Source organism: Pandoraea sp. XJJ-1 (genome assembly GCF_026802345.1).
Classification (GTDB): domain Bacteria; phylum Pseudomonadota; class Gammaproteobacteria; order Burkholderiales; family Burkholderiaceae; genus Pandoraea; species Pandoraea cepalis.
Window position 1 is genome coordinate 4,991,140 of record NZ_CP113827.1, and the last position, 26,220, is coordinate 5,017,359.

The window sequence follows — 26,220 nt, forward strand, 5'->3', positions numbered from 1 at the left end:
TCTCCGTCCAAAGGACCGATCGCATGAGTTCCTACCCCCTGCTTCGCCCGCGCCGCATGCGACGCGATGACTTCTCGCGTCGTCTGATGCGCGAAAACCACCTGACGTGCGACGACCTGATTTATCCCGTGTTCATCCTTGAAGGCGAGAACCGCCGCGAGGCCGTCGCCTCTATGCCCGGCGTCGAACGCGTCTCGGTCGACGAACTGCTGCGCGTGGCCGACACCTGTGTCACGCTCGGCGTCCCCGTGATCTCGCTGTTCCCGAATATCGAAGCAACGCTCAAAGCACCCGACGGCATCGAAGCCGCCAACCCGGACGGTCTGGTCCCGCGCGCCGTGCGCGAGCTCAAGCGCCACTTCCCGGATCTGGGTGTGTTGACGGACGTCGCCCTCGACCCGTACACGAGCCATGGTCAGGATGGCGTGCTCGACGAAAACGGTTACGTCATCAACGATGTGACGACCGGCATTCTCGTAAAGCAAGCCCTCACTCAGGCGGAAGCGGGCGTGGACATCGTCGCGCCATCCGACATGATGGACGGACGCATCGGCGCCATTCGTGAAGCACTCGAAGCCGGCGGGCACATCCACACACGGATCATGGCGTATGCGGCCAAGTACGCATCGGCCTTTTACGGGCCGTTCCGCGACGCCGTCGGGTCGGCATCGAATCTGGGCAAGGGCAACAAGATGACGTACCAGATGGATCCCGCCAACTCCGACGAAGCGTTGCGCGAAGTCGCGCTCGACATTGAGGAAGGTGCGGACATGGTGATGGTCAAGCCCGGCATGCCGTACCTGGACATCGTACGCCGCGTGAAGGACGAGTTCCGCTTCCCCACGTACGCTTACCAGGTCAGCGGCGAGTACGCGATGCTCAAGGCCGCTGCGCAAAATGGTTGGCTCGATCACGACAAGGTCATGATGGAGTCGCTGCTCGCCTTCAAACGTGCTGGCGCCGATGGCATCCTGACGTATTTCGCGCTCGACGCAGCAAGGCTGATTCGCGCGCAAGCCTAAGCCGTGTGTGGGCGCGCCACCGAATCCGTTCGCGACGATCCGCGCCCGGGTTCGGGCCGCAGCGCTCGGATTCCGGCCGCAGCGCTCAGGTGGCCGGCCCGAGGGCCTTGTCCAGGCTGCGCAGGAACTGATCCGCCGACTGTGCGCCGATCACGCGCATCCCCGTCCTCTCGTTACCGCCGCCATCGAAGAAGATGATGCCTGGCGGGCCGAACAGTCCGAAGCGCTTGAGCAACGCCTGATCGTCGGCGTTGTTGGCCGTGACGTCAGCCTGCACGAGCACCACCTGATCGAGACGGGCTTTGACACGCGGATCCGTGAAAACGGAGCGCTCCATTTCCTTGCAGCTAATACACCAGTCCGCATAGAAGTCGAACATCACCGGACGCCCTGCCGTCGCGATAACCTGATCGAGCTCTGCAACGCTGCGTACGCGCCGGAACTTGGCTCCCTTGTCCACGGGTGCGCTGGCGCTGGCGCTCCCCGAGGTGGCCACTGTCAACCCCGCGAGTGGCGCAAGCGCATCACGCGCCCCCGTTGCCGCCCCCACCAAAGCCACGGCGCCAAGAAGGGCGACGACAACGCCTAACCCCTTGAGCACGCGCCGTGCAGCGCTGACACCATCGGGCAGTCTATCGAAAACGTGCATGAACGCGGCGGCCACCAACAGCAAGGCGCCCCATCCCAACAACAGAACGGGCGTGGTCAGCAATGGCCGCACAATCCAGAGCGCAACACCGAGAAGCAGGAAGCCGAAGAAGCGTTTCACGCCGCCCATCCACGCCCCCGCACGCGGCAGCAACGCGCCGCCGCCGCCCGCGAGAAGCACAAGCGGTAATCCCATCCCAAGCGACAATGCGAAGAGCGTTGCGCCACCGAAGACCGAATCTCCCGTCTTCGCGATAAAGGCGAGCGCGGCCGCCAGCGGGGCGGTCACACATGGGCTCACGATCAGTCCCGATAGCACGCCCATCATCGCCGCGCCGACCCATTGACCCGACGCCTGCTTGCGAGCGGCGTCATCGATTCGAGCGCGCAACGCCAACGGCACCTGAATCTCGTACATGCCGAACATCGACAACGACAGGACGATCATGAGCAGCGCGAACGAGACCAGCACCCACGGCGCCTGCAGGAACGCGATCAGACCTTGCCCCAACAATCCGGCGGCCACACCAATGACGGTGTTCACCACGGACATGCCGAGCACATAGGCAATGGCCAGACGCACGGCCTTGCCTCGACTGGCTCCCTGCCCTGCGACAATCGACAGGAGAATCGGGACCATCGGCAACACACACGGCGTGAACGCCAACCCGACACCCAGCGCGAAGAAGATCGCCAATGCCAGCACGAAGCTGCCTCCGGAGAGGATCCGCTCGGCCTCGCTATAGTCGTCTCGCGCGGACAACCAGCCGCTGGCCGTGTCAGCGTTGGGGGCTGCCGACACGGATTCCGGCGACGTGACGATCTTCCCACCGCTCGACGCTTGCGCCATGCCGCCGAGCAAGGCCGGCGTTGCGGGGACCGGCGTTGATGCGGCCGTTGAACTCCCGCTATTCGCGCCGCCAATCGCGGCAGCGGAAATCTTCAACGGCTTGTCCATCGGGGGATAGCACAGCCCCTTCTCGGCGCAGCCCTGCATGGTGACGTTCAGCGTAAACGGGGCCCCCGCCCGACTCACCGGGATGCGAACGTCGATGGGCTCGTGATACACCTCCATGTCCTTGCCGAAAGTCTCGTCGCGCTTGACTTCACCCTTCGGAAACACCGGTACGCCGAGCGTGACGGCAGGATTGTCGGCTGCGAAAGCAAACCGTTCTCGATAGAGGTAGTAGCCCTTGGCCACTTCGAAATGCAGCAGCACCGCACCGGGCTGCTCTGTCTTCGATACCTTGAAGGCGACATCCGGGTCGAGAAAATCGTCAGCGGCGCGGGCGCACCCGGCCCCGAGCAACAGAACCGCCGCCACCAGCAGTAATGCGACCGACCATAGCCACATGACCCGATGTCGCATCGGGCCGTGCCCATTGCGACTGCCTCGCGGGATCCCCCGTCCCACCATTGTCTGCACGTCAGACATGCAACGCCCCCCGCGTTTCATCTTCAACCCACCGCGCGTAGGCAGGCAGCGCTGCCGTGGCGGGCCACGCCACAATCTCCGGCACGTCGTAGGGATGATGTTCTTTAATGTATTGCTCCAGCGCGCTGTAACGCGCCGCCGTCGTCTTGATCATGAGCGGCACTTCCACGCTCGTCTCGCGCTTGCCTTGCCATCGATAGCTCGAACGCACCGGTGCCATTTGCTGCACGCACGCCGCCAGCCGCTCGGCCAGCATACCGTCGATGGCGGCGTTGGCGCTGGCCTCGTCGGGAAACGTCGTCGTGACGATAAGAAGGGCGTCCATGATGTGGCGTAGACCATTCGAGCGTGAGGATCGTTCACTGTACACCGACGCCGCGAAATGTGCCCAATCAGCCAGCGATTTCCAGACTGCCGAGCAGACGGGTTCAGACGACGCCTTAAAATGAAAAAAGCCAGGTCGACGACCTGGCTTTTTTTTACGGCTCACGGCCTTGAAAAGACCGTCGCGCGTGTGGCTTACTCAGCCACTTCCGGCGCTTCCGTGTCGACTTCCGGGCGGTCCAGCAGTTCGACGAACGCCATCGGTGCGTTATCGCCCACGCGGAAACCCATCTTCAGGATGCGCAGGTAGCCGCCCGGACGGTTGGCAAAGCGCGGGCCCAGTTCGTTGAACAGCTTGGTGACCATGTCACGATCGCGCAGGCGGTTGAACGCCAGACGACGGTTGGCCAGCGAATCCTTCTTACCCAGCGTGATGAGGGGCTCGACGACCTTGCGCAGTTCCTTCGCCTTCGGCAGCGTGGTCTTGATCGCTTCGTGTTGGATCAACGAGTTCGACATATTGCGCAGCATTGCCAGACGGTGGCTGCTGGTACGGTTCAGCTTACGAAGACCATGACGGTGACGCATTTCAACTTTCCTTTAAACAGAGTTTTCGACCTAGCTCTTCTATCGGTGACAACCACCGCGGGCCGGTACCTTCGCTATCGGCCGTATCGGAACATCAAGGACATTCCGACGCGCCGCACTTACGTAGCGACACGGCCGCCCCAAGGCGGCCATGTCGTTACACCTTTACTTCTCGAGACCGGCCGGCGGCCAGTTTTCGAGCTTCATGCCCAGCGTGAGGCCACGCGAGGCAAGCACTTCCTTGATCTCGTTGAGCGATTTGCGACCCAAATTCGGGGTCTTGAGCAATTCGTTCTCGGTACGCTGGATCAGGTCGCCGATGTAGTAGATGTTTTCAGCCTTCAAGCAATTGGCCGAACGCACCGTCAACTCGAGATCGTCCACCGGGCGCAGCAGGATCGGATCGATCTGCGGCGCACGCGACGGTGCTTCGCTGGCGGCTTCCGTGCCTTCCAGCGCAGCGAACACCGACAGTTGGTCGACGAGGATGCGAGCCGACAGACGGATCGCTTCTTCCGGCGACACCACACCGTTGGTTTCGATGTTCATCACGAGCTTGTCCAGGTCCGTACGCTGCTCCACGCGGGCCGATTCGACCGCGTAGCTCACACGCTTGACCGGCGAGAACGACGCATCCAGAACGATGCGGCCAATCACCTTGGCCGATTCGTCGCCGTAACGGCGCACGTTACCCGGGACATAACCACGACCCTTTTCGATCTTGATCTGTACGTCGAGCTTGCCGCCCTTGGCCAGATGCGCGATCACGTGGTCGGGATTGATCAGTTCTACATCATGCGGCACTTCGATGTCCGAAGCGCGCACCACACCTTCACCATCCTTGCGCAGCGTAACGGTGACTTCGTCACGGTTATGCAGCTTGAACACCACACCCTTCAGGTTCAACAGGAAGTTAACGACATCTTCCTGGACACCGTCGATGGTGGAATATTCGTGCACAACGCCGGCGATCGTCACTTCGGTCGGGGCATAACCGACCATCGACGACAACAGCACGCGGCGAAGCGCGTTACCCAAGGTGTGGCCGTAGCCACGTTCGAACGGCTCCATCACGACTTTGGCGTGATGCTCACCGACCGGCTCAACCGCGATGATCTTGGGCTTCAACAAACTGGTTTGCATAGGTTTCCTTTTCAATACCCTCGGCTCGTTACACCGATAAGGCTGATGCGTGACAACCTGCACGGAACGCAAAAACGCGCCGTGAGGCGCGTCAGCATACGGATATTAACGCGAATACAATTCAACGATCAGGCTTTCGTTGATGTCGCCTGCGATATCGCTACGTTCCGGCAGTGCCTTGAAAGTGCCTTCCATCTTCTTGGCGTCAACCGAAACCCAGATCGGGAAACCGACTTGCTCCGCCAGCGACAGTGCTTCTTGAATACGCACTTGCTTCTTGGCAGCGTCGCGCACAGTGATCACGTCGCCGGCCTTGACCTTGATCGACGGGATGTTGGAAACAACACCATTCAGCGAGATCGCCTTGTGGCCGACCAGCTGGCGCGCTTCAGCACGCGTCGAGCCAAAGCCCATACGGTACACGACGTTGTCGAGGCGCGACTCGAGCAGTTGCAGCAGGTTTTCACCCGTGTTGCCCTTGACGCGATCGGCTTCCGCGAAATAGCGACGGAACTGGCGCTCAAGCACGCCGTAGATACGCTTGACCTTCTGCTTTTCGCGCAGCTGGTTGCCGTAATCCGACGTGCGAGCACCCGAGGTGCGACCATGCTGACCCGGCTTGCTATCCAGCTTGCACTTGTCGGCGAGCGAGCGGCGTGCGCTCTTCAGGAAGAGGTCAGTACCTTCACGGCGGGAGAGTTTGGCCTTCGGGCCGATATAACGTGCCACGGTTGTTCCTTTATCTCAAAATCTGACGCAGCGAACTTTGTCCACTACGCAAGTCCGGTACCTGTGTACCGGACGGTGGTCTTAGAAATTGCTACGCGCACGGCCGAGACCGTGCGCGAACCCGCGATTATAGCAGGATTTGCTTCTGCGTCTTAGATGCGACGACGCTTCGGCGGACGACAGCCGTTGTGCGGGACCGGCGTCACGTCCGAGATGGCCGTGATCTTGATACCCAGCGCGTTCAGCGCACGAACCGCGGATTCGCGACCCGGGCCCGGGCCCTTGATGCGAACTTCCAGGTTCTTCACACCGTATTCCAGTGCCACGCGGCCAGCCGACTCGGCAGCAACCTGGGCAGCGAACGGGGTCGACTTGCGCGAACCCTTGAAGCCCTGGCCACCCGAGGTCGCCCATGCCAGTGCGTTGCCCTGACGATCGGTGATCGTGATGATGGTGTTGTTGAACGAAGCGTGGACGTGCACGACGCCCTCGGCAACGCTCTTCTTGACCTTCTTGCGAACGCGCTGCGAAGCGGCGTTGTTCTGTTGCTTAGCCATGAGTTCCTATCCTCTGGTTACTTCTTCAGCGAGACGCCGGCCTTACGCGGGCCCTTGCGGGTACGCGCATTGGTACGGGTGCGCTGACCGCGAAGCGGCAAGCCCTTGCGGTGACGCATACCACGATAGCAGCCCAGGTCCATCAGGCGCTTGATGTTCATGGTCACTTCACGGCGCAGGTCGCCCTCGACCGTCAGTTGACCGACTTGATCACGCAGCTTTTCGAGATCAGCGTCGTCGAGGTCTTTGACCTTCTTCGAAAACGGCACACCGGCGGCGTCGCAAATCTGGCGAGCGCGCGTGCGGCCGACACCGTAAATGGCCGTCAAGCCGATTGCGGTGTGCTGGTGGTTCGGGATGTTAACCCCTGCGATACGAGCCATTCGTAATTCCCCAACTAAATAGCGTTAAAGGCCGATTAGCCCTGACGTTGCTTGTGGCGCGGATCCGAACTGCAGATCACGCGCAGCACGCCTTTGCGCTTCACAAACTTGCAATTGCGGCAGATGCACTTAACAGATGCCAAAACTTTCATGACAATTCCCTCTCTCTAATCACTTCGCCCGGAAGACGATCCGCGCACGCGACAGATCGTAGGGCGTCAACTCTACCGTCACCTTATCTCCAGGCAAGATTCGGATGTAGTGCATCCGCATCTTGCCGGAAATATGTCCGAGTACTACATGGCCATTTTCCAGCTTTACCCGGAAGGTGGCATTGGGGAGGTTTTCAACGACCTCGCCCTGCATTTGAATAACGTCGTCTTTCGACATGACCCAAGGTCAGCGAAGCGTCATGTTATTGCCGCCCTTGAAATTCGCCTTTTTGAGCAGCGACTCATACTGTTGCGACATCACATACGACTGCACTTGAGCCATGAAATCCATCGTCACCACCACGATAATCAGCAGTGAGGTTCCACCGAAGTAGAACGGGACGTTCCAACGCAACACCAGAAACTCAGGCAGCAAACACACCAGCGTGACGTAAGCCGCACCGGCCAGTGTCAGACGCGTCAGGATCTTGTCGATGTACCGCGCCGTCTGATCGCCCGGACGGATGCCCGGTACAAACGCGCCGCTCTTCTTCAGGTTGTCCGCGGTCTCTTTGCTGTTGAACACCAGTGCGGTGTAGAAGAAGCAAAAGAACACGATCGCCAAAGCGTAGAGCATCACGTAGATCGGCTGACCCGGCGACAACTTCGCGGCGAAATCCTTGAGCCAGCGCGTGCTTTCGCCTGCGCCGAACCAATTCGCGATCGTTGCCGGGAACAGGATGATCGACGATGCGAAGATCGGCGGAATCACGCCTGCCATGTTCAGCTTGAGCGGCAGGTGCGAAGCCTGGCCGCCGTACACCTTGTTGCCCACCTGACGCTTGGCGTAGTTCACGAGGATCTTGCGCTGACCTCGTTCGACAAACACGACGAAGAACGTCACGAGCACCACGAGGGCACAGATCACGATGGCCGAGAACGGACCAATCGAACCCGTGCTGACAAGCTCGAACAAACCGCCCACAGCGTTCGGCAAACCGGCCGCGATACCACCAAAGATGATGATCGAGATACCGTTACCCAGGCCGCGTTCGGTGATCTGCTCACCAAGCCACATCAGGAACATCGTGCCGGTCACAAGCGTGATCACCGTCGTCAGGCGGAACAGCATGCCCGGATCGACGACGAGCCCAGGCTCGCTCTCCAACGTCACTGCGATCGCTGCGGCCTGGAAGAGCGCGAGTAGCACCGTGAAATACCGGGTGTACTGCGTGATCTTGCGCTGTCCGGACTGACCTTCCTTGCGCAACGCTTCCAACTGCGGCGAAACCATCGCCAACAGCTGCATGATGATCGACGCCGAAATGTACGGCATGATCCCCAGCGCGAAGATCGTGAAACGCGACAACGCGCCACCCGAGAACATGTTGAACATGCCCAGGATCCCGCCCGACTGGCGCTGGAACAACTGCGCCAGCTGATCGGGGTCGATGCCCGGCACCGGGATATGCGCACCAATACGGTAGACGATCAACGCCAGCAGCAGGAAAACCAGCCGCCGGCGCAGATCCGCATACTTCGGGCCCTGCGTACCAGGCTTAGCGAGATTAGGAGACTTGGCCAATGCTGGCTCCGGGGTGACCTAACTTACTCTGCAACCGAACCGCCAGCCGCTTGAATTGCCGTGAGCGCACCTTTGGTGACGCCCAGACCCTTCACAACGACCTTGCGGGTGATCTCGCCCGAGGCGATGACCTTGGCCGACAGCGACAGCTCGCTCACCAGGCCGGCCTGCTTCAGAACCAGCAGATCGATCTCGTCGACCGGCAGGTTGTTCAGGTCCGACAGGCGAACTTCGCCCACGAAACGACGCGTCAGCGACTTGAAACCACGCTTCGGCAGGCGACGTTGCAGCGGCATTTGACCGCCTTCGAAGCCAACCTTGTGGAAGCCGCCCGAACGCGACTTTTGACCCTTGTGACCACGGCCGGCGGTTTTACCCAGACCCGAACCGATGCCACGGCCAACGCGGCGCTTGGCGTGCTTGGCGCCTTCTGCCGGCTTAATCGAATTCAATTCCATTTTGCCCTCGCTCAGTCGACGATCGCCACAAGGTACGAGACCTTGTTGATCATGCCCCGCACAGCGGGCGTATCCTGCAACTCGCTGACCGAATTGATTCGACGCAGGCCCAGGCCCCTCACGGTCGCGCGATGTTCTTCACGCGTACCGATCAGGCTCTTGACCAGCTTAACTTTCACAGTTTGCTGCGACATATTGATCACCCTTAGCCGAGGATCTCTTCCACCGACTTGCCACGCTTGGCGGCGATGTCAGCAGGAGTCGATTGTTTCTTCAGGCCGTCGAGCGTGGCGCGGACCAGGTTGTACGGGTTCGTCGAGCCAAGGCTCTTCGTCACCACGTTGGTCACGCCCATCACCTCGAACACCGCACGCATCGGGCCACCGGCGATAACACCGGTACCGTCCTTCGCCGGCGACATCAGGACGCGCGAGGCGCCATGCTGGCCGAGAACGTTGTGTTGCAGGGTGCCGTTCTTCAGGGGCACCTTGAACATATTGCGGCGGGCTTGTTCCATTGCCTTTTGAACGGCAACCGGCACTTCCTTCGCCTTGCCCTTGCCCATGCCGATGCGGCCATCGCCGTCACCAACCACGGTCAACGCGGCAAAACCGAGAATACGGCCACCCTTCACAACCTTCGTGACACGGTTGACCGCGATCATCTTCTCGCGAAGGCCGTCGTCGCGTTCGTCAGCCTGAACTTTCGCTTGCATCTTTGCCATGACGGATCCTTACTTAGAACTTGAGGCCGGCTTCACGGGCAGCGTCGGCCAGAGCCTTGACGCGACCGTGATAGCGGAAGCCCGAGCGGTCGAAAGCCACGCTTTCGATGCCGGCAGCCTTCGCCTTCTCGGCGATACGACGGCCGATCAGTGCAGCGGCCGCAGCGTTGCCACCCTTGCCTTCCTTGTCGCCCAGTTCCTTGCGCACTTCGGCTTCCAGCGTCGAAGCGCTGGCCAGCACTTGCGTGCCGTCTTCCGAAAAAACTTGCGCGTAGATGTGCACGTTGGTGCGATGCACGGAAAGGCGATGCACCTTTTGAGCTGCCAGCTTGATACGAGTCTGGCGAGCACGGCGCACACGAGATTGTTTCTTGTCCATGTTTCGCACCCTTACTTCTTCTTGGTTTCCTTGAGGATCACCACCTCGTCCGCATAGCGGACGCCCTTGCCCTTGTAGGGTTCGGGCGGACGGTAACCGCGAACTTCCGCAGCCACTTGTCCGATGCGTTGCTTATCAACGCCTTTGATGATGATCTCCGTCTGCGTCGGGGTCTCGGCCTTCACGCCTTCCGGCATGGCATGCACGACATCGTGCGAGAAACCCAGCTCGAGCTTCAGGTTTGCACCTTCAGCCTTGGCGCGGTAACCCACGCCAACGAGTTGCAGTTTCTTTTCGAAACCCTTGCTCACACCGGTCACCATATTGTTGACCAGTGCACGTTCGGTGCCATACAGCGCATTCGCTTCGCGGCTTTCGTCGGCCGGGGCGAAGGTGATGGTGCCGTCTTCGATCTTGACGTTCACGAGGGCATTCACACCGCGGGTCAGCGAACCCAGGGCACCCTTGATCGTCAGCACATTGCCTGCCAGCGTTGCTTCTACGCCCTTCGGCAATGCAATGGGACTCTTACCTACTCGAGACATTTCAACGCTCCTCGGTTAGGCGACGTAGCAGATGACTTCGCCGCCCACGCCGGTGGCGCGTGCCTTGCGATCAGTCATCACGCCCTTCGGGGTCGAGACGATTGCAACGCCGAGGCCATTCATGACCTGCGGGATGTCGTTGCGGCTCTTGTACACACGAAGACCGGGGCGGGACACGCGCTCGAGGCGCTCGATCACCGGACGGCCAGCGTAGTACTTCAGTGCGATGTTCAACACTGCCTTCGTTTCTTCTGCTTCAACCGCGAAGTCTTCGATGTAGCCTTCGTCCTTCAGGACTTTGGCGATCGAGACCTTCAGCTTGGAAGAGGGCATCTTCACCGATGCTTTCTCAACCATCTGAGCGTTGCGGATGCGAGTCAGCATATCGGCGATAGGATCGCTCATGCTCATGGTGCTTCTCCTATTACCAGCTTGCTTTGGTCACGCCCGGGATTTCGCCACGGAAGGCGATTTCACGGATCTTGTTACGGGCCAGGCCGAATTTGCGGAAGGTACCGCGCGGACGGCCAGTCAGGTCGCAACGATTGCGTTGACGCGTCGGATTGGCGTTACGCGGCAGCTGTTGCAGCGCCAGACGTGCTTCATAACGCTCGTCTTCCGACTTGCTGGTGTCTTCGATGGTCGCTTTGAGGGCGGCGCGCTTGGCAGAAAACTTCTGCGCCAGACGGGCGCGTTTCTTTTCGCGTTCGATAAGTGCCAGTTTAGCCACGATTACCTCAGTTACGGAACGGGAATTTGAACGCCGACAGAAGAGCCTTCGCTTCTTCGTCAGTCTTCGCGGTCGTGGTGATGCTGATATTCAGACCACGCAGCGCGTCGATTTTGTCGTACTCGATTTCGGGGAAGATGATCTGTTCCTTCACACCGATGTTGTAGTTGCCACGACCATCGAACGCACGACCCGAAATACCACGGAAGTCACGCACACGCGGCAGAGCCACGGTGATGAAACGATCCAGGAATTCGAACATACGCTCGCCGCGCAGCGTCACCATCGTACCGATCGGGTAACCTTCGCGGATCTTGAAACCGGCAATTGCCTTGCGAGCCTTCGTCACCACCGGCTTTTGGCCGGCGATTTTCGTCAGGTCGCCAACGGCGTGCTCAATGATCTTCTTGTCAGCAACGGCTTGACCAAGGCCCATGTTCAGGGTGATCTTGGTGATGCGCGGCACTTCCATGACAGACTTGTAACCGAACTGCTTTGTCAGCTCGGCGACAACCTTGTCTTTATAGAATTCTTGCAAACGGGCCATTATCTATACTCCCTGCGACTTAGGCACCGACGACCGTACCGGTCGTCTTGAGGAAGCGGACCTTCTTGCCGTCTTCGACCTTGATGCCCACGCGCGACGGCTTGCCATTGGCATCCACCAGCGCCACGTTCGACACGTGGATCGGCATCGTCTTGTCGACCACGCCACCTTGCGTACCCTTCATCGGGTTCGGCTTGACGTGCTTTTTGGCAACGTTCACGCCCTCGACGACCAACTTGTCGCCATCAATGGCCAGGACCGTGCCACGCTTGGCCTTGTCCTTACCCGTCAGCACGATGACCTGGTCACCCTTGCGAATCTTGTTCATGTGTCGGCTCCTTACAGCACTTCCGGGGCCAGCGACACGATCTTCATGAAGCGTTCGGTACGCAGTTCACGCGTAACCGGCCCGAAGATACGGGTGCCGATCGGCTCAAGCTTGGTGTTAAGCAGCACGGCGGCGTTGCCGTCGAATTTGACCAGCGAGCCGTCCTGGCGACGCACGCCCTTGGCGGTGCGCACGACCACTGCGTTATAGATTTCGCCCTTCTTGACACGACCACGCGGGGCAGCATCCTTCACGCTGACCTTGATGATGTCGCCAATGCCGGCGTAGCGACGCTTGGAGCCGCCCAGCACCTTGATGCACATCACTTCGCGCGCACCGGTGTTGTCGGCTACTTCGAGCCGGGTTTCAGTTTGAATCATGGTGTTATCTTCCCAACTTAATCCGACACATACGCATCGGTCAGTCTTGGTCCCCGTCAGCACCAAAGGGTGCCGTTTGGGTTGAGTCGTTCAAAAGTGGACAACTTTGCTACCTCGACCAGACTCGTAGAGGATACGAATCGGCTTCGGAAGCCATCCACTCCCTTGCGAAACCAAAGACCGGTTTTAGCGAAAGAAGCGGAAAGTCCGGAATTATACATCGATAATTCCGGACTTGCAAGTCAAGCCTTCGCTTCAGCGCGCTTTAGATGATGCGAGCGGCTTCCACGAGACGGGAGACCGTCCAGGCCTTGGTCTTCGACAGCGGGCGGGATTCTTGAATCTCGACCGTATCGCCTTCCTTGTACTGGTTGGTCTCATCGTGCGCGTGGTACTTCTTCGAGCGCACGATGTACTTGCCGTAGAGCGGGTGCTTCATTTGACGCTCGACCAGCACGGTAACCGTCTTGTCCATCTTGTCGCTGACAACCTTACCCACGAGGGTACGCTTCAGCGCGGTCTTAGCGGTATCGTTCATTTCTGGCTCGCCTTCTCAGTCAACACGGTACGCACACGCGCGATGTCCTTGCGCACCTTCTTCAGCTGGCTGGTGTTGCTCAGCTGTTGGGTGCCCGCTTGCATGCGAAGACCGAATTGGGCCTTCAGCAGATCCGACAGTTCCTTGTTCAGGCCGTCGAGATCCTTGGCACGAAGTTCGGATGCTTTCATTTCAAATTCTCCCCTCAGGCGCCAAGGCGACGTACGAAGAACGTCGTCTGAATCGGCAGCTTGGCAGCAGCCAGGCGGAACGCCTCGCGCGCCAACGCTTCATCCACACCGTCCATTTCGTACAGCATCTTGCCCGGTTGAATCTCGGCGACGTAGTACTCCGGGTTACCCTTACCGTTACCCATACGCACTTCTGCCGGCTTTTGCGAGATCGGCTTGTCCGGGAAGATACGGATCCAGATACGACCACCGCGCTTGATGTGGCGAGTCATGGCACGACGCGCGGCTTCGATTTGACGAGCCGTCAGACGTCCACGACCGACCGCCTTCAGACCGAATTCGCCGAACGACACTTCGTTACCACGCGTGGCAACGCCAGTGTTACGGCCCTTCTGCTCTTTGCGATACTTTCTGCGTTTCGGTTGCAGCATGATTATTCTCCAGTCTTGGCGTCGCCTTCAGGCTTGCCAGCCGGGCGTCGTGCACCACCGCGCTTCGCGCCGGCCTTATCGCCAGCATCGTCACGACGGGGGCGACGGTCGCCGCCCGGACGCGCGTTGCGGCGCGGACGCTTGTCTTCGGCCGGCTCTTCAGCCACCGGAGCGTCGTTGCGGCCCAGCGTGTCACCCTTGTACACCCACACCTTGATACCGATGATGCCGTACGTCGTCTTCGCTTCCGAAGTTGCGTAGTCGATGTCGGCACGCAGCGTGTGCAGGGGCACACGGCCTTCGCGATACCACTCGGTACGGGCGATTTCGATACCGTTCAAACGGCCCGCGCTCATGATCTTGATGCCTTGGGCACCCAGACGCATCGCGTTCTGCATCGCACGCTTCATGGCGCGACGGAACATGATACGGCGCTCGAGCTGCTGAGCGATCGAATCGGCGATGAGCTGCGCATCGGTTTCCGGCTTGCGGATTTCCTCGATGTTCACGTGCACGGGCACGCCCATGCGCTTCTGCAGCTCGGCCTTGAGGATTTCGATGTCCTCGCCCTTCTTGCCGATCACAACACCCGGACGCGAGCTGAAAATCGTAATGCGAGCATTACGTGCCGGGCGCTCAATGATGACGCGGCCGACCGAAGCGTTCTTCAGCTTCTTCTTCAGATATTCGCGAACGCCGATGTCTTCCTTCAACATCTGCGCGAAGTTCTGGTTGTTGGCGTACCAACGCGAAGCCCAGTTACGACTGACCGCCAGACGGAAGCCAGTCGGATGAATTTTCTGTCCCATCGTGACCCCTTAGTTGCCCAGCGTCACAGTGATGTGACAGGTTTGCTTCTCGATGCGGTTACCACGGCCCTTAGCACGCGCGGTGAAACGCTTGAGCGAGGTCGCCTTGTCGACGAAAATGCCCTTGACGCGCAGTTCGTCGATGTCAGCACCTTCATTGTGCTCGGCGTTGGCGATAGCCGACTCGAGCACCTTCTTGATGATGACCGCGGCCTTCTTCGGCGAGAAGGTCAGGACATTGAGTGCACGCTCCAGCGGCAGTCCACGGATCTGGTCAGCGACCAGACGCGTTTTTTGCGCTGAGATACGAGCATCGCGATGAATTGCTTTAACTTCCATGGTCGGCCCCTTATTTCTTCGCCTTCTTGTCGGCCGCATGGCCCTTGAAGGTACGGGTGAGAGCGAACTCACCCAGCTTGTGGCCGACCATGTTTTCCGTCACGTACACCGGCACGTGTTGACGGCCGTTATGCACAGCGATCGTCAGGCCGATGAAATCGGGCAGGACGGTCGAACGACGCGACCAGGTCTTGATCGGCTTTTTGTCACGCGATGCAGCCGCCGCTTCCACTTTTTTCAGCAGGTGAGCGTCGCAAAACGGACCTTTTTTAACAGAACGAGTCATTTGCTAGCTCCAATTAACGCTTCTTGCGACGCTGAACGATCATGCTGTCGGTGCGCTTGGTCGAACGGGTACGCTTACCCTTGGTATGCTGACCCCACGGGCTGACCGGATGACGACCCGCCGCCGTACGACCTTCACCACCACCGTGCGGGTGATCCACCGGGTTCATCGCCACACCGCGAACGGTCGGGCGAATACCGCGCCAACGCTTTGCACCGGCCTTGCCCAATTGGCGCAGGCTATGCTCTTCGTTACCGACTTCACCGATGGTCGCGCGGCACTCGATGTGCACGCGACGCACTTCACCCGAACGCAGACGCACTTGAGCGTACGTGCCTTCGCGAGCCAGCAGCATGGCCGACGTGCCGGCGGCACGGGCGATTTGCGCACCCTTGCCCGGCAGAAGTTCGATGCCGTGAATCGTCGTACCGACCGGGATGTTACGGATCGGCAGGGTGTTACCCGATTTGATCGGGGCTTCCGAGCCGCTCACCACTTGCTGGCCGACGGTCATGCCCTTCGGTGCAAGGATGTAACGACGCTCGCCGTCGGCGTAGCACAGCAGAGCAATGTTCGCGCTGCGGTTCGGATCGTATTCCAGACGCTCAACCTTCGCCGTGATGCCGTCCTTGTTGCGACGGAAATCGACGATACGGTAGTGTTGCTTGTGACCGCCACCCATATGACGGGTGGTGATGTGACCGTTGTTGTTACGGCCAGCGGTCTTGCTCTTGGTATCGAGCAGCGGGGCGAACGGCTTGCCCTTGTGCAGATCCTTGTTGACGACCTTGACCAGCGAACGGCGGCCCGGCGACGTCGGTTTCGTTTTGACGAGTGCCATGATTACTTGGCCTCCGCTTCAAAATTGATTTCCTGACCCGGCTTCAGGCTCACGTAGGCCTTCTTTTCATGGTCGCGACGACCCATGAAGCGGCCAAAGCGCTTTTGCTTGCCCTTGCGGTTCAGAATCTGCACCGACTCGACTTCCACCTTGAAGAGAAGCTCAACCGCAGCCTTCACTTCTTGCTTGTTCGCGTCGCGTGCGACTTGGAACACCACTTGTTCGTTCTTGTCAGCCACCAGCGTCGCCTTTTCGGAGATCACCGGCGAGAGCAGGACCTGGTACAGACGATGGTCATTTTTACGCACGTCGCTCATGACAGCATCTCCTCAATCTTGGCGATCGCGCCCTTCGTCACCAGCACCGTCTTGAAGTAGATGAGCGACAGCGGGTCGGCGAAACGCGGCTCGGTGACGGCAACGTGAGCCAGATTGCGCGAGGCCAGGAACAGGTTCTCGTCCACGCTATCCGTGATCAGCAGCACCGACTCAAGACCCATGGCCTTGATCTTTTCAGCGAGCAGTTTGGTCTTCGGCGCATCCAGCTTGATGTCCTCGACCACCGACAGACGACCTTCACGGGCGAGCTGCGACAGAATCGAGCACACACCCGCGCGGTACATCTTCTTGTTGACCTTGTGGGTGAAGTTCTCTTCCGGCGAATTCGGGAAGATACGGCCACCGCCGCGCCACAACGGGCTCGACGACATACCGGCACGAGCACGACCCGTACCCTTCTGACGCCACGGCTTCTTGGTCGTGTGCTTGACCTGTTCACGGTCTTTCTGCGCACGATTGCCGCTGCGGGCGTTGGCTTGGTAAGCCACCACAACCTGATGGATCAGCGCTTCGTTGTAGTCACGGCCGAACACGACGTCCGACGCGTTGACCGCTGCGCCTTCCTGACCTTGCTCATTCAGGAGCTTCAGTTCCATTGTTACGCTCCCTTCGCGAGTTTGGCCTTGACAGCCGTGGTCACGAAAACCTTGCCTTCGTTGGCGCCCGGAACGGCACCCTTCACGAAGATCAGGCCACGTTCAGCGTCAATGCGCGCGATTTCGAGATTCTGCACCGTCGTGGTGACATCGCCCAGATGACCCGTCATGCGCTTACCCGGGAACACACGGCCCGGATCCTGCGCCATACCGATCGAACCCGGCACGTTGTGCGAACGCGAGTTACCGTGCGAAGCGCGGCCCGAAGCGAAGTTGTAGCGCTTGATGGTACCGGCGTAGCCCTTACCGATCGACACGCCTTGCACGTCGACCTTCTGGCCCACTTGGAAGAGATCGACGCCAACGGCTGCGCCCGGCTGCAGTTCAGCAGCTTTGGCAGCTTCGACGCGGAATTCCTTGAGGATTTCACCGGCTTCGACACCCGCTTTCGCGTAGTGGCCGGCGGCGGCTTTGGTCACGCGCGTGGCGCGACGGTTACCGAAAGTGACTTGAACGGCCGTGTAGCCGTCCGTTTCATCCGTCTTGATTTGCGTCACACGGTTGTTAGACACGTCGAGCACGGTGACGGGAATCGAATCGCCGTCGTCCGTGAAAATACGCGTCATGCCAACCTTGCGACCGACAAGGCCAAGGCTCATGATTTTCTCCATTCCCGACTGCGATTGGCCGGGGCTAAATGATAAAAGGATGGTCCACGGACGTGGGCCATCTTTTAAAAACTACACTTGAGCCCGCCATTATAGACGAGCTTTTATCGCTTGACAAGTGTTGCTAATTCGCATAACAAAAGCCCCGCCGAGTCAGTATTGGCGGGGCTTTCCAGCGCAAAGTCGCGCTCAAGCCTTACTGCAGCTTGATCTCGACGTCGACGCCAGCCGGCAGGTCCAGCTTCATCAGTGCGTCAACGGTCTTGTCCGTCGGATCGACGATGTCCATCAGGCGCTGGTGCGTGCGGATTTCGAGCTGGTCGCGCGAGGTCTTGTTGACGTGCGGCGAACGCAGGATGTCGAAACGCTCGATGCGCGTCGGCAGGGGCACCGGGCCCTTGACGATCGCGCCGGTGCGCTTGGCGGTTTCAACGATCTCGGCGGCCGACTGGTCGATCAGGCGGTAATCGAAAGCCTTCAGGCGGATGCGGATTTTTTGGTTCGGCATGTCAATTCTCCAAAGAGCATGGCAGCCCTCGTTCGGGTGCCGGGTAAATCACAAAGAGCAAACACAGCTTCGGTGACGGGAGCGCCAAGGCCCCCGTCATCCGTCAATCCGTCATTAGTCTTCGATCTTCGCAACCACGCCGGCGCCGACAGTACGGCCACCTTCGCGAATTGCAAAACGCAGACCTTCTTCCATGGCGATCGGCTGGATCAGGTCAACCTTGATCGACACGTTGTCGCCCGGCATCACCATTTCCTTGCCTTCCGGCAGGGAGATCGAGCCCGTCACGTCCGTCGTACGGAAGTAGAACTGCGGACGGTAGTTGTTGAAGAACGGGGTGTGACGACCACCTTCGTCCTTCGACAGGATGTAGACCTCGCCCGAGAACTTGCGGTGCGGCTTGATCGAACCCGGCTTGGCCAGAACCTGACCACGCTGGACGTCTTCACGCTTCGTGCCGCGCAGCAGAATACCGACGTTATCGCCTGCCTGACCTTGGTCGAGCAGCTTGCGGAACATTTCGACGCCCGTGCAGGTCGTCTTGTCGATCTTCGGCTTGTCGCCGTCCATGGCGATACCGACGATTTCGATTTCTTCGCCGACCTTGATGATGCCGCGCTCGATACGACCGGTCACCACGGTACCGCGACCCGAGATCGAGAACACGTCTTCCACCGGCATCAGGAACGTGCCATCCACAGCGCGTTCCGGCGTCGGGATGTACGTGTCAAGGGCTTCAGCCAGCTTCATGATGGCTTCTTCGCCCAGGGCACCCTTGTCGCCTTCCAGCGCCAGCTTGGCCGAACCGTGAATGATCGGCACATCGTCGCCCGGGAAGTCATACTTCGACAGGAGCTCGCGAACTTCCATTTCGACCAGCTCGAGCAGCTCGGCGTCGTCGACCATGTCGCACTTGTTCAGGAACACGATGATGTACGGAACGCCAACCTGACGAGCCAGCAGGATGTGCTCGCGCGTTTGCGGCATCGGGCCGTCGGCAGCCGAGCAAACCAGAATGGCGCCGTCCATCTGGGCAGCACCGGTAATCATGTTCTTGACGTAGTCGGCGTGGCCCGGGCAGTCAACGTGTGCGTAGTGGCGGTTAGCCGTTTCGTACTCGATGTGTGCGGTGTTGATGGTAATACCGCGTGCCTTTTCTTCCGGTGCCGCGTCGATGTCCGCGTAGTTCTTGGCTTCACCGCCGAACTTCGACGAAAGCACCGTTGCGATAGCGGCCGTCAGGGTCGTCTTGCCGTGGTCGACGTGACCGATGGTGCCGACGTTGACGTGCGGCTTGGTCCGCTGAAACTTTTCCTTTGCCATTTCCGAATCCTCAGATACTGAATAGACGATTAAACAGTGCGCCGGGCGCTGCACCTCGTGGTGCAGACGCCCGACAATTCAATTACTTGTTCTTGTTGCTGATGATGGCTTCGCTCACGTTCTTCGGAGCTTCAGCGTAGTGCTTGAACTCCATCGTGTACGTGGCGCGGCCTTGCGTGGCCGAACGCAGCGACGTCGAATAGCCGAACATTTCCGACAGCGGAACTTCGGCGCGCACGATCTTGCCGCCGCCGACCATGTCGTCCATGCCCTGGATAATGCCGCGACGCGACGACAAGTCGCCCATCACGTTACCCATGTAGTCTTCCGGCGTTTCCACTTCCACGGCCATCATCGGCTCGAGAATGACCGGGCTGGCGCGGCGCATGGCTTCCTTGAAAGCCATCGAACCGGCCATGCGGAACGCGTTTTCGTTCGAGTCCACATCGTGGTACGAACCGAACGTCAGGCGAACCTTGACGTCCACCACCGGGAAGCCGGCCAGAACACCGCTCTTGAGCGTGTCCTGAATCCCCTTGTCGACCGCCGGGATGTATTCGCGAGGAATGACACCACCCTTGATCTCGTCGAAGAATTCGTAGCCCTTGCCTTGCTCGTTCGGCTCCAGCGTGATGACAGCGTGACCGAACTGGCCGCGACCGCCCGACTGCTTGACGAACTTGCCTTCAACGTCCGCGGCCGACTTGCGAATGGTTTCGCGGTAGGCAACCTGCGGCGCGCCGATGTTGGCTTCCACGCCGAATTCGCGCTTCATGCGGTCAACCAGAATTTCGAGGTGGAGCTCGCCCATGCCCGAAATGATGGTCTGACCCGATTCTTCATCGGTCTGCACGCGGAACGACGGGTCTTCCTGCGCCAGGCGGTTCAGGGCGAGGCCCATCTTTTCCTGGTCGACCTTGGTCTTCGGCTCGACAGCCTGCGAAATCACCGGCTCCGGGAACACCATGCGCTCGAGCACGATCGGGGCGGTCGGGTCGCACAGCGTGTCACCCGTGGTCGCATCCTTCAAACCGACGGCTGCGGCGATGTCGCCTGCGCGCACTTCGTCGATTTCTTCGCGCTGGTTCGCGTGCATCTGCACGATACGGCCGAGGCGTTCCTTCTTGCCCTTGACCGAGTTCAGCAGCGTGTCGCCCTTGTTCACCACGCCCGAATAGACGCGGAAGAAGATCAGCTGGCCGACGAACGGGTCCGTCATGATCTTGAAGGCCAGCGACGAGAACTTCTCGTCGTCCGCAGCGCGACGCTCGATCGGCTGCTCCTTCTCGTCCGTACCCTTGACCGGCGGAATGTCGACCGGCGACGGCAGGAAGTCGATCACGGCGTCCAGCATACGCTGCACACCCTTGTTCTTGAACGCAGTGCCGCACAGCATCGGCTGGATTTCGCAGGCGATGGTACGCAGACGAAGACCTTCGATGATGTCAGCCTCGGAGAGGTCACCCTCTTCCAGGTACTTGTTCATCATCTCTTCGCTCGACTCGGCAGCGGCCTCGACCATGCCTTCGCGCCACTTCTGGGCTTCCGCCAGCAGTTCGGCCGGAATTTCGACGTAGTCGAACTTCATGCCTTGCGACGCTTCGTCCCAAATGATCGCCTTCATCTTGATGAGGTCGACCACGCCCGTGAAGCTTTCTTCCGCGCCGATCGGCACCACCACCGGCACCGGGTTGGCCTTCAGGCGAGTCTTCAACTGGTCGTAGACCTTGAAGAAGTTCGCGCCGGTACGGTCCATCTTGTTGACGAACGCCAGACGCGGCACGCCGTACTTGTTGGCCTGACGCCAAACGGTTTCCGACTGGGGCTGCACGCCACCCACGGCACAGTAGACCATGCACGCGCCATCGAGAACACGCATCGAGCGCTCGACTTCAATCGTGAAGTCGACGTGACCCGGGGTGTCGATGATGTTGATGCGGTGCTTCTGGTAATTGTTCGCCATGCCGGACCAGAAGCAGGTCGTGGCAGCCGACGTAATCGTGATGCCACGCTCTTGTTCCTGCTCCATCCAGTCCATCGTCGCGGCGCCATCGTGCACTTCACCGATTTTGTGGTTCACACCGGTGTAGAACAAAATGCGCTCGGTCGTCGTGGTCTTGCCTGCGTCGATGTGAGCGCTAATACCGATGTTGCGGTAGCGCTCGATAGGGGTTGTACGAGCCACTTTAAGCCTCTTTCAATGTAGCCGCCATTTTTGAGGGGGCTACTAACACAAACGGGCGAGGCGCAATTTCTCATGCGCACCCGCCCCGGTTTCTGCTCTAGGTACTGCTTGCCAGCGTCAGAAGCGGAAGTGCGAGAATGCCTTGTTGGCTTCGGCCATGCGGTGAACTTCGTCACGCTTCTTCATGGCGCCGCCACGGCCTTCCGAGGCTTCGATCAGCTCACCTGCCAGACGCAGGGCCATCGACTTCTCGCTACGCTTTTTCGCGGCCTCACGCAACCAACGCATCGCCAATGCCATACGACGCGACGGACGCACTTCGACCGGAACCTGATAGTTTGCACCGCCAACGCGGCGGCTCTTGACTTCAACCACCGGCTTCACGTTACCGAGCGCCGTGTTGAAGATTTCCAGCGGATCCTTGCCCGCCTTGGTTTGGATCTGCTCGAAAGCACCATAAACGATGCGCTCTGCAACCGACTTCTTGCCGGCAAGCATGAGCACGTTCATGAATTTAGCGACATCAACGTTGCCGAACTTCGGATCGGGCAACACTTCGCGCTTGGGGACTTCGCGACGACGCGGCATGATTTCTTCCTTAATAAATTCAGTTGGAGCTTCGCTCCAAGTCACCTACTAGCCACTTCCTGGCCGAGTGACCACTTACTCAGTGACGATGTACCACCATCACCGAACGTATGTCCGCTGAGCCGCTTAGGCCTTCGGACGCTTCGCGCCGTACTTCGAACGGGACTGCTTACGGTCCTTGACGCCTTGCGTGTCGAGGCTACCGCGCACCATGTGGTAACGCACACCCGGCAAGTCCTTCACACGACCGCCGCGAATCAGCACGACCGAGTGTTCCTGCAGGTTGTGGCCTTCACCGCCAATGTACGAAATGACTTCGAAACCGTTGGTCAGGCGCACCTTGGCAACCTTACGCAGTGCGGAGTTCGGCTTCTTCGGCGTCGTCGTGTACACACGGGTGCACACGCCGCGACGCTGCGGGCAGTCCTGCAGGGCCGGGCTCTTGCTCTTGATTTGAGCAGAGGTGCGCGGCTTGCGGACCAATTGGTTAATCGTTGGCATTGTGATTTCCTAAATGTGTCAAAAGCATGAAAACCAAGGCGGGCCGTCATGCAGATTTACTGCGCATTCACCCGGCTATTCTTGCGGATTGCCCGCACCTAAACGCTTGATGCATAAGCATTTTGCATTGGACACGCGCATACCGCCGGAAAAACCGGAGCCTGCGACTATACCTCTGGTCAGCGCAAGTGTCAATGCACTTGCACGCAAATTCACCCCGTAAGTCGTTGATTGTTAACGCGTTGCCGAGCGCCGCCTTGGGTCGTCACGCGGCGGTATGGGTTGAGCGAATGTCCTCGCGGGTGCCAAACCGCAAACGTTGGCGTTCCGACGCGACAACCGAAATCGTTGCAACAGGAATACTCCGGGCCACCACGGGAAGCGTCCTGTGACATCAACTGGAGTGACCGCGATGTATTTTGCGATTGGAGAATGGCTCACGACTGCGCTGGCAGTGTCGAACGCAATGCCGTATCCGGACCTTGTCGCGTACACCCATAGCATGACGACCGACCTCAGACAAATTACGTCGGCGCCAGTCTCAGCCAGCGCCCAACGTGCCACACCTCGCCATGCGGACGCTGTCGCCAACGGCACGTCGTTCGACTGGTCGCAGCCCCCGGCGACCCGCGCACGGGTATTCGCCGAGCGGTTGAAGGACGTACGGCCAGTTTGCGTGGTCGGCAGCGGTAACGACCGCGAAAATTGTCTGCTCGACCTCACACCGGGCCTGAACGTCAACGTCAGCGCAAGCCGTCTGATGCTGGCGGGCTGCGAAGCGTCGCTCCCGGCGACGATCCGCGATGCGCTCTCGCGCGACGGACGCGATGCCAGCGCTCTCGAGCGTGCATTTTCCGCAACCTTCGCTGCGGAGTCGCATGGGAAATTCTCCGTAGCGGCGATCGAGCGGCGGATCACCCAGCGCCTTCGCGAAATGTCGCCGGGCATGCATCACCTGCTGCGCCGGGCCGACGTCTACCTCGAGATGCCGCGGGTCACGTTCCTGCGCGTGCTGACCAGCCAGCAGGAAGCCCGACGCCATCACGTCACAGCCGCCTTCACCGACCCGCCCATTCGTCACGTCACCGGCGCCCCGGACGTGCGCGACGCCATGCTTGGCGCCTACATCCGACTCCCGATCGGGGGTGCCGTCCACACGTTCCTCGTCTCGCTCGCCACGCCGAATACCGTTGAGGTGATTCGCCAGGATTCGCGCACCCACGCCGATCAGCACCTGCCAGCCCTCTTCGGCGACGTCCCGGAATACTTTCAGGCCACTCGTTTGCAGATGCGCACGGTAGGGCCGGGCGACGACATCGTGCGAACACTCGCGGAGTGGCTCCATGACGGTCATCAACGCTATCGCGACTTCGCCCGCAGCGAAACGCGCGAGTGTCTCGCACCGGAATCGCATCGCCACGTCGTACAGCAAACATGCCCGTCGGCCGCCCCGCCACGAGCACCCACCGCAGCGCAGACGCCGCCGCCGACTGGCACCGCCCCGACCTTCGCCCGTTCGCCGCGCGCTCGACAGCCCTCGGTCGCCGAAATCGCAGAAGCCATCGCGATGCTAGAGCGTCTGGACAAGCGTTACCGTTCGCTGGGACGCCCTCGCTTCGGGTGACCGGCACAATGCTTCGCCCGGCGCCCTCCCCCAGGAACGACCGCCGGGAGTCACGTCTCCGGTCCGTCACCATGGAATGATATGCACGCCCTATCAAATCTCGCAGCCTCGCCTGTCGTGTCCGGCGTAACGGGTGTCATCCCGCGCGTTTTTCACGGAGGCGCGAATTCGTACACTCGGAGGTTTAGGCGGCGAGTCCTCCTGCCCTGACGCGAGCCCACTATCAGCCATGCAGGCGAGTTTCGAAAAAGACAGCATTCTGGTGCTCGATGTCGACGGCACTCTGACCGATTCGGAGCGAATTCATCAGCGCGCGCTGCTCGGCGCCATGACGTCGCTGGAATTCGAAGACCTGAACACCGACTGGGGCAGCTACCCGCATCACACCGACACCGGCATTCTGATTCATGCCCACGCGGAGCACGGACGCGCGCTGCCGCAGCCGCACGATCTGGCGCGCTTCGAGCACGAGATCGACGAGCGCTTCACCGCGCTGCTCAACGCGCACGGTCTGGCCGAAATCCCGGGCGCTCGTGCCTTCGTCGACGCGGCACACCGATCGCGCTGGGGGGTCGTGTTCGCCACAGGGGGCATCCGGCAGGTCAGCCATCGGAAGCTGCGTTCCGTCGCTATCGAATACACCGACGCGATGCTCATCACCTCCTCCGAATACAGTTCACGCGAACAACTCGTCGCGGAGGCGATCAAGCGGGCACAAGCCGGCTACGGCATTACACATCCGCGTGCGGTCGTCTCGATCGGCGACGGGATGTGGGACCTGAAAGTCGCGCGCCGTCTCGGCATTGATTTCGTTGGGATCGGCTCACGCCGCTCGCGCTCGCCGCTATGCGCCGAAGGGGTGCCCGTCTACGACGATATGTGGGATGCCATGCACTGGCTCACGCCGGGCCGCGGACGCGCATCAGGTATTCGCTTGGCGTCACGCCCATGAAGCGGCGGAACATGGTGGAAAACGCGCTCGGGGTGTCATAACCGACCTCGAGCGCCACCTGCGTGATGGGCCGCCCAGCGCCCAACATTGGCAGCGCACCCAGCAGGCGCATGTGCTGACGCCATTCCCGGAACGGCAAGCCGAACTCTGTCGTAAAGCGCCGCTCCAACGTGCGGCTCGATGCGCCGACATCCAGCGCCCAATCCTGCAGGCTGCGGGGATCCGAAGGCGTGTTCAGGTAGATATCGAAGATCTTGCGCAGACGGGCGTCGCGCGGCACCTGCAAGTGCAGCGGCGACTCGCTCTTCCATTCCACTTCCTCGAGCAACAGCGCCATGACGAGGGCGTCCTTGCCGTCGGGCGACCAATCGGCAGGAAGCGCCATCGCGCGCAGGATCAACTCGCGCAACAGCGCGGACACGCCGATGACCACCGGCGCGCTGGGCGCCGACATCCCGCATCGCGCCACGTCGACGTAGATCGTGCGCATTTCGACTCGGCCCCGCATGCGCACTTCATGCGTGACTTCCCCCGGCATCCACAGCGCGCGTTGCGGCGGTATGACCCAGAGCGACGTCTCGGTGCGCACTTCGAGAATGCCGGCACTCGCGTACATCAGTTGCGCGCGCCCGTGGCGGTGCGGGTGCACGACGAAGCCATCCGGGTAATCTTTCGCCAACGCGCCCACGGGGCGGTCTTGACCCTGAAATCCCAGGGGTACCCCAGTTGTGATCGGCATCGGCACCAGGCCTTTCAAAGGCGTAATTTTTGGGTCGTTTTTGGCGATTGCGCCAGCGTAACACCGGGTAGCGCCGCCCACCAAACCGAATCCCTTGCCGCGTCGG

39 protein-coding genes are annotated in these 26,220 nt (G+C 60.2%); 3 read left to right on the forward strand and 36 right to left on the reverse strand.

Going from position 1 to position 26,220, the window contains the following annotated elements:
- The first annotated feature begins 23 nt into the window (after positions 1-23).
- Positions 24-1,022, forward strand: coding sequence for a porphobilinogen synthase (gene hemB, locus OYT13_RS23055; RefSeq protein ID WP_268566993.1), 999 nt, complete (start codon positions 24-26; stop codon positions 1,020-1,022).
- 85 nt (positions 1,023-1,107) lie between these two features.
- On the opposite strand, the gene dsbD is transcribed toward hemB, so the two are convergent.
- From dsbD to rpsL, 35 genes are all read right to left on the reverse strand, one after another.
- Positions 1,108-3,024 (reverse strand): protein-disulfide reductase DsbD, encoded by a 1,917-nt coding sequence (gene dsbD / locus OYT13_RS23060; RefSeq protein ID WP_268566994.1) that lies wholly within the window; start codon positions 3,022-3,024, stop codon positions 1,108-1,110.
- A gap of 73 nt (positions 3,025-3,097) precedes the next feature.
- Positions 3,098-3,430: a divalent-cation tolerance protein CutA gene (cutA, locus tag OYT13_RS23065; RefSeq protein WP_017235782.1), complete on the reverse strand. Its 333-nt coding sequence runs from the start codon at positions 3,428-3,430 to the stop codon at positions 3,098-3,100.
- Between the two features lie 194 nt (positions 3,431-3,624).
- Positions 3,625-4,017: a 50S ribosomal protein L17 gene (rplQ, locus tag OYT13_RS23070; protein WP_017235783.1), complete on the reverse strand. Its 393-nt coding sequence runs from the start codon at positions 4,015-4,017 to the stop codon at positions 3,625-3,627.
- Positions 4,018-4,182: 165 nt separating this feature from the next.
- Positions 4,183-5,160, reverse strand: coding sequence for a DNA-directed RNA polymerase subunit alpha (locus OYT13_RS23075; RefSeq protein WP_017235784.1), 978 nt, complete (start codon positions 5,158-5,160; stop codon positions 4,183-4,185).
- Between the two features lie 105 nt (positions 5,161-5,265).
- Positions 5,266-5,889 carry a 30S ribosomal protein S4 gene (gene rpsD / locus OYT13_RS23080; RefSeq protein WP_017235785.1) on the reverse strand — a complete coding sequence of 208 codons (624 nt, stop codon included), beginning with the start codon at positions 5,887-5,889 and terminating at the stop codon, positions 5,266-5,268.
- Between the two features lie 152 nt (positions 5,890-6,041).
- Positions 6,042-6,446 carry a 30S ribosomal protein S11 gene (gene rpsK / locus OYT13_RS23085; protein ID WP_010804113.1) on the reverse strand — a complete coding sequence of 135 codons (405 nt, stop codon included), beginning with the start codon at positions 6,444-6,446 and terminating at the stop codon, positions 6,042-6,044.
- 17 nt (positions 6,447-6,463) lie between these two features.
- Entirely contained in the window at positions 6,464-6,829 is a 366-nt protein-coding gene (gene rpsM / locus OYT13_RS23090; protein ID WP_017235786.1) for a 30S ribosomal protein S13, read from the reverse strand.
- Between the two features lie 35 nt (positions 6,830-6,864).
- Positions 6,865-6,981, reverse strand: coding sequence for a 50S ribosomal protein L36 (gene rpmJ, locus OYT13_RS23095; RefSeq protein ID WP_010804115.1), 117 nt, complete (start codon positions 6,979-6,981; stop codon positions 6,865-6,867).
- Positions 6,982-7,000: 19 nt separating this feature from the next.
- Positions 7,001-7,219 (reverse strand): translation initiation factor IF-1, encoded by a 219-nt coding sequence (gene infA, locus OYT13_RS23100; RefSeq protein WP_007869286.1) that lies wholly within the window; start codon positions 7,217-7,219, stop codon positions 7,001-7,003.
- Positions 7,220-7,228: 9 nt separating this feature from the next.
- Positions 7,229-8,566 (reverse strand): preprotein translocase subunit SecY, encoded by a 1,338-nt coding sequence (secY, locus tag OYT13_RS23105; protein ID WP_017235787.1) that lies wholly within the window; start codon positions 8,564-8,566, stop codon positions 7,229-7,231.
- A gap of 23 nt (positions 8,567-8,589) precedes the next feature.
- Positions 8,590-9,024, reverse strand: a complete 435-nt coding sequence (gene rplO / locus OYT13_RS23110) for a 50S ribosomal protein L15 (RefSeq protein WP_017235788.1) — start codon at positions 9,022-9,024, stop codon at positions 8,590-8,592.
- A gap of 11 nt (positions 9,025-9,035) precedes the next feature.
- A complete protein-coding gene (rpmD, locus tag OYT13_RS23115; RefSeq protein ID WP_017235789.1) occupies positions 9,036-9,218 on the reverse strand; it encodes a 50S ribosomal protein L30 in 183 nt (60 codons plus the stop codon).
- Between the two features lie 11 nt (positions 9,219-9,229).
- Positions 9,230-9,748, reverse strand: a complete 519-nt coding sequence (rpsE, locus tag OYT13_RS23120; RefSeq protein ID WP_010804120.1) for a 30S ribosomal protein S5 — start codon at positions 9,746-9,748, stop codon at positions 9,230-9,232.
- 13 nt (positions 9,749-9,761) lie between these two features.
- Positions 9,762-10,127: a 50S ribosomal protein L18 gene (gene rplR / locus OYT13_RS23125; protein WP_010804121.1), complete on the reverse strand. Its 366-nt coding sequence runs from the start codon at positions 10,125-10,127 to the stop codon at positions 9,762-9,764.
- Positions 10,128-10,138: 11 nt separating this feature from the next.
- Positions 10,139-10,672: a 50S ribosomal protein L6 gene (gene rplF / locus OYT13_RS23130; RefSeq protein ID WP_026132332.1), complete on the reverse strand. Its 534-nt coding sequence runs from the start codon at positions 10,670-10,672 to the stop codon at positions 10,139-10,141.
- A 15-nt stretch (positions 10,673-10,687) separates the two neighbouring features.
- Positions 10,688-11,083 (reverse strand): 30S ribosomal protein S8, encoded by a 396-nt coding sequence (gene rpsH, locus OYT13_RS23135; RefSeq protein ID WP_017235791.1) that lies wholly within the window; start codon positions 11,081-11,083, stop codon positions 10,688-10,690.
- A gap of 13 nt (positions 11,084-11,096) precedes the next feature.
- Complete coding sequence (gene rpsN / locus OYT13_RS23140) at positions 11,097-11,402, reverse strand: 30S ribosomal protein S14 (RefSeq protein ID WP_017235792.1); 306 nt, start codon at positions 11,400-11,402, stop codon at positions 11,097-11,099.
- A 7-nt stretch (positions 11,403-11,409) separates the two neighbouring features.
- Positions 11,410-11,949 (reverse strand): 50S ribosomal protein L5, encoded by a 540-nt coding sequence (gene rplE, locus OYT13_RS23145; protein WP_010804125.1) that lies wholly within the window; start codon positions 11,947-11,949, stop codon positions 11,410-11,412.
- 19 nt (positions 11,950-11,968) lie between these two features.
- Positions 11,969-12,277: a 50S ribosomal protein L24 gene (gene rplX, locus OYT13_RS23150; RefSeq protein WP_017235793.1), complete on the reverse strand. Its 309-nt coding sequence runs from the start codon at positions 12,275-12,277 to the stop codon at positions 11,969-11,971.
- A gap of 11 nt (positions 12,278-12,288) precedes the next feature.
- Positions 12,289-12,657, reverse strand: a complete 369-nt coding sequence (gene rplN / locus OYT13_RS23155) for a 50S ribosomal protein L14 (RefSeq protein ID WP_010804127.1) — start codon at positions 12,655-12,657, stop codon at positions 12,289-12,291.
- 265 nt (positions 12,658-12,922) lie between these two features.
- Positions 12,923-13,195: a 30S ribosomal protein S17 gene (gene rpsQ, locus OYT13_RS23160; RefSeq protein ID WP_017235794.1), complete on the reverse strand. Its 273-nt coding sequence runs from the start codon at positions 13,193-13,195 to the stop codon at positions 12,923-12,925.
- Positions 13,192-13,386, reverse strand: coding sequence for a 50S ribosomal protein L29 (gene rpmC / locus OYT13_RS23165; RefSeq protein ID WP_017235795.1), 195 nt, complete (start codon positions 13,384-13,386; stop codon positions 13,192-13,194). Before rpmC ends, rpsQ begins: the two co-directional genes overlap by 4 nt.
- Positions 13,387-13,400: 14 nt before the next feature.
- Entirely contained in the window at positions 13,401-13,817 is a 417-nt protein-coding gene (rplP, locus tag OYT13_RS23170) for a 50S ribosomal protein L16 (RefSeq protein WP_010804130.1), read from the reverse strand.
- Between the two features lie 2 nt (positions 13,818-13,819).
- Entirely contained in the window at positions 13,820-14,626 is an 807-nt protein-coding gene (gene rpsC, locus OYT13_RS23175) for a 30S ribosomal protein S3 (RefSeq protein WP_017235796.1), read from the reverse strand.
- A gap of 9 nt (positions 14,627-14,635) precedes the next feature.
- Positions 14,636-14,965, reverse strand: a complete 330-nt coding sequence (gene rplV, locus OYT13_RS23180; RefSeq protein WP_017235797.1) for a 50S ribosomal protein L22 — start codon at positions 14,963-14,965, stop codon at positions 14,636-14,638.
- A gap of 10 nt (positions 14,966-14,975) precedes the next feature.
- Positions 14,976-15,251: a 30S ribosomal protein S19 gene (gene rpsS / locus OYT13_RS23185; RefSeq protein ID WP_010804133.1), complete on the reverse strand. Its 276-nt coding sequence runs from the start codon at positions 15,249-15,251 to the stop codon at positions 14,976-14,978.
- 13 nt (positions 15,252-15,264) lie between these two features.
- On the reverse strand, positions 15,265-16,092 hold the full coding sequence (gene rplB / locus OYT13_RS23190) for a 50S ribosomal protein L2 (RefSeq protein WP_017235799.1): 828 nt from the start codon (positions 16,090-16,092) through the stop codon (positions 15,265-15,267).
- Between the two features lie 2 nt (positions 16,093-16,094).
- Positions 16,095-16,409 carry a 50S ribosomal protein L23 gene (rplW, locus tag OYT13_RS23195; RefSeq protein ID WP_017235800.1) on the reverse strand — a complete coding sequence of 105 codons (315 nt, stop codon included), beginning with the start codon at positions 16,407-16,409 and terminating at the stop codon, positions 16,095-16,097.
- The gene (rplD, locus tag OYT13_RS23200) at positions 16,406-17,026 is read right to left on the reverse strand and encodes a 50S ribosomal protein L4 (RefSeq protein ID WP_017235801.1); all 621 of its coding nucleotides are present in this window, start codon (positions 17,024-17,026) and stop codon (positions 16,406-16,408) included. Before rplD ends, rplW begins: the two co-directional genes overlap by 4 nt.
- A gap of 2 nt (positions 17,027-17,028) precedes the next feature.
- Complete coding sequence (rplC, locus tag OYT13_RS23205; protein ID WP_026132333.1) at positions 17,029-17,685, reverse strand: 50S ribosomal protein L3; 657 nt, start codon at positions 17,683-17,685, stop codon at positions 17,029-17,031.
- A gap of 205 nt (positions 17,686-17,890) precedes the next feature.
- Positions 17,891-18,202, reverse strand: a complete 312-nt coding sequence (gene rpsJ / locus OYT13_RS23210) for a 30S ribosomal protein S10 (protein ID WP_017235803.1) — start codon at positions 18,200-18,202, stop codon at positions 17,891-17,893.
- 114 nt (positions 18,203-18,316) lie between these two features.
- Complete coding sequence (gene tuf / locus OYT13_RS23215; RefSeq protein ID WP_150563290.1) at positions 18,317-19,525, reverse strand: elongation factor Tu; 1,209 nt, start codon at positions 19,523-19,525, stop codon at positions 18,317-18,319.
- A gap of 82 nt (positions 19,526-19,607) precedes the next feature.
- A complete protein-coding gene (fusA, locus tag OYT13_RS23220) occupies positions 19,608-21,710 on the reverse strand; it encodes an elongation factor G (RefSeq protein ID WP_130027429.1) in 2,103 nt (700 codons plus the stop codon).
- A gap of 117 nt (positions 21,711-21,827) precedes the next feature.
- Positions 21,828-22,298: a 30S ribosomal protein S7 gene (rpsG, locus tag OYT13_RS23225; RefSeq protein WP_017232357.1), complete on the reverse strand. Its 471-nt coding sequence runs from the start codon at positions 22,296-22,298 to the stop codon at positions 21,828-21,830.
- Between the two features lie 126 nt (positions 22,299-22,424).
- Positions 22,425-22,799, reverse strand: a complete 375-nt coding sequence (rpsL, locus tag OYT13_RS23230; RefSeq protein WP_017232358.1) for a 30S ribosomal protein S12 — start codon at positions 22,797-22,799, stop codon at positions 22,425-22,427.
- Positions 22,800-23,211: 412 nt separating this feature from the next.
- Between rpsL and OYT13_RS23235 the strand changes: the two genes are divergently transcribed.
- Both OYT13_RS23235 and OYT13_RS23240 read left to right on the forward strand, forming a co-directional pair.
- Entirely contained in the window at positions 23,212-24,423 is a 1,212-nt protein-coding gene (locus OYT13_RS23235) for a hypothetical protein (RefSeq protein ID WP_261939631.1), read from the forward strand.
- 229 nt (positions 24,424-24,652) lie between these two features.
- Positions 24,653-25,375: an HAD family hydrolase gene (locus OYT13_RS23240; protein ID WP_150552126.1), complete on the forward strand. Its 723-nt coding sequence runs from the start codon at positions 24,653-24,655 to the stop codon at positions 25,373-25,375.
- Here the strand turns inward: OYT13_RS23240 and OYT13_RS23245 are convergent.
- Positions 25,323-26,114, reverse strand: a complete 792-nt coding sequence (locus OYT13_RS23245; RefSeq protein ID WP_026131672.1) for an AraC family transcriptional regulator — start codon at positions 26,112-26,114, stop codon at positions 25,323-25,325. The two genes, OYT13_RS23240 and OYT13_RS23245, sit on opposite strands and share 53 nt — an antisense overlap.
- Between the last annotated feature and the right edge of the window lie 106 nt (positions 26,115-26,220).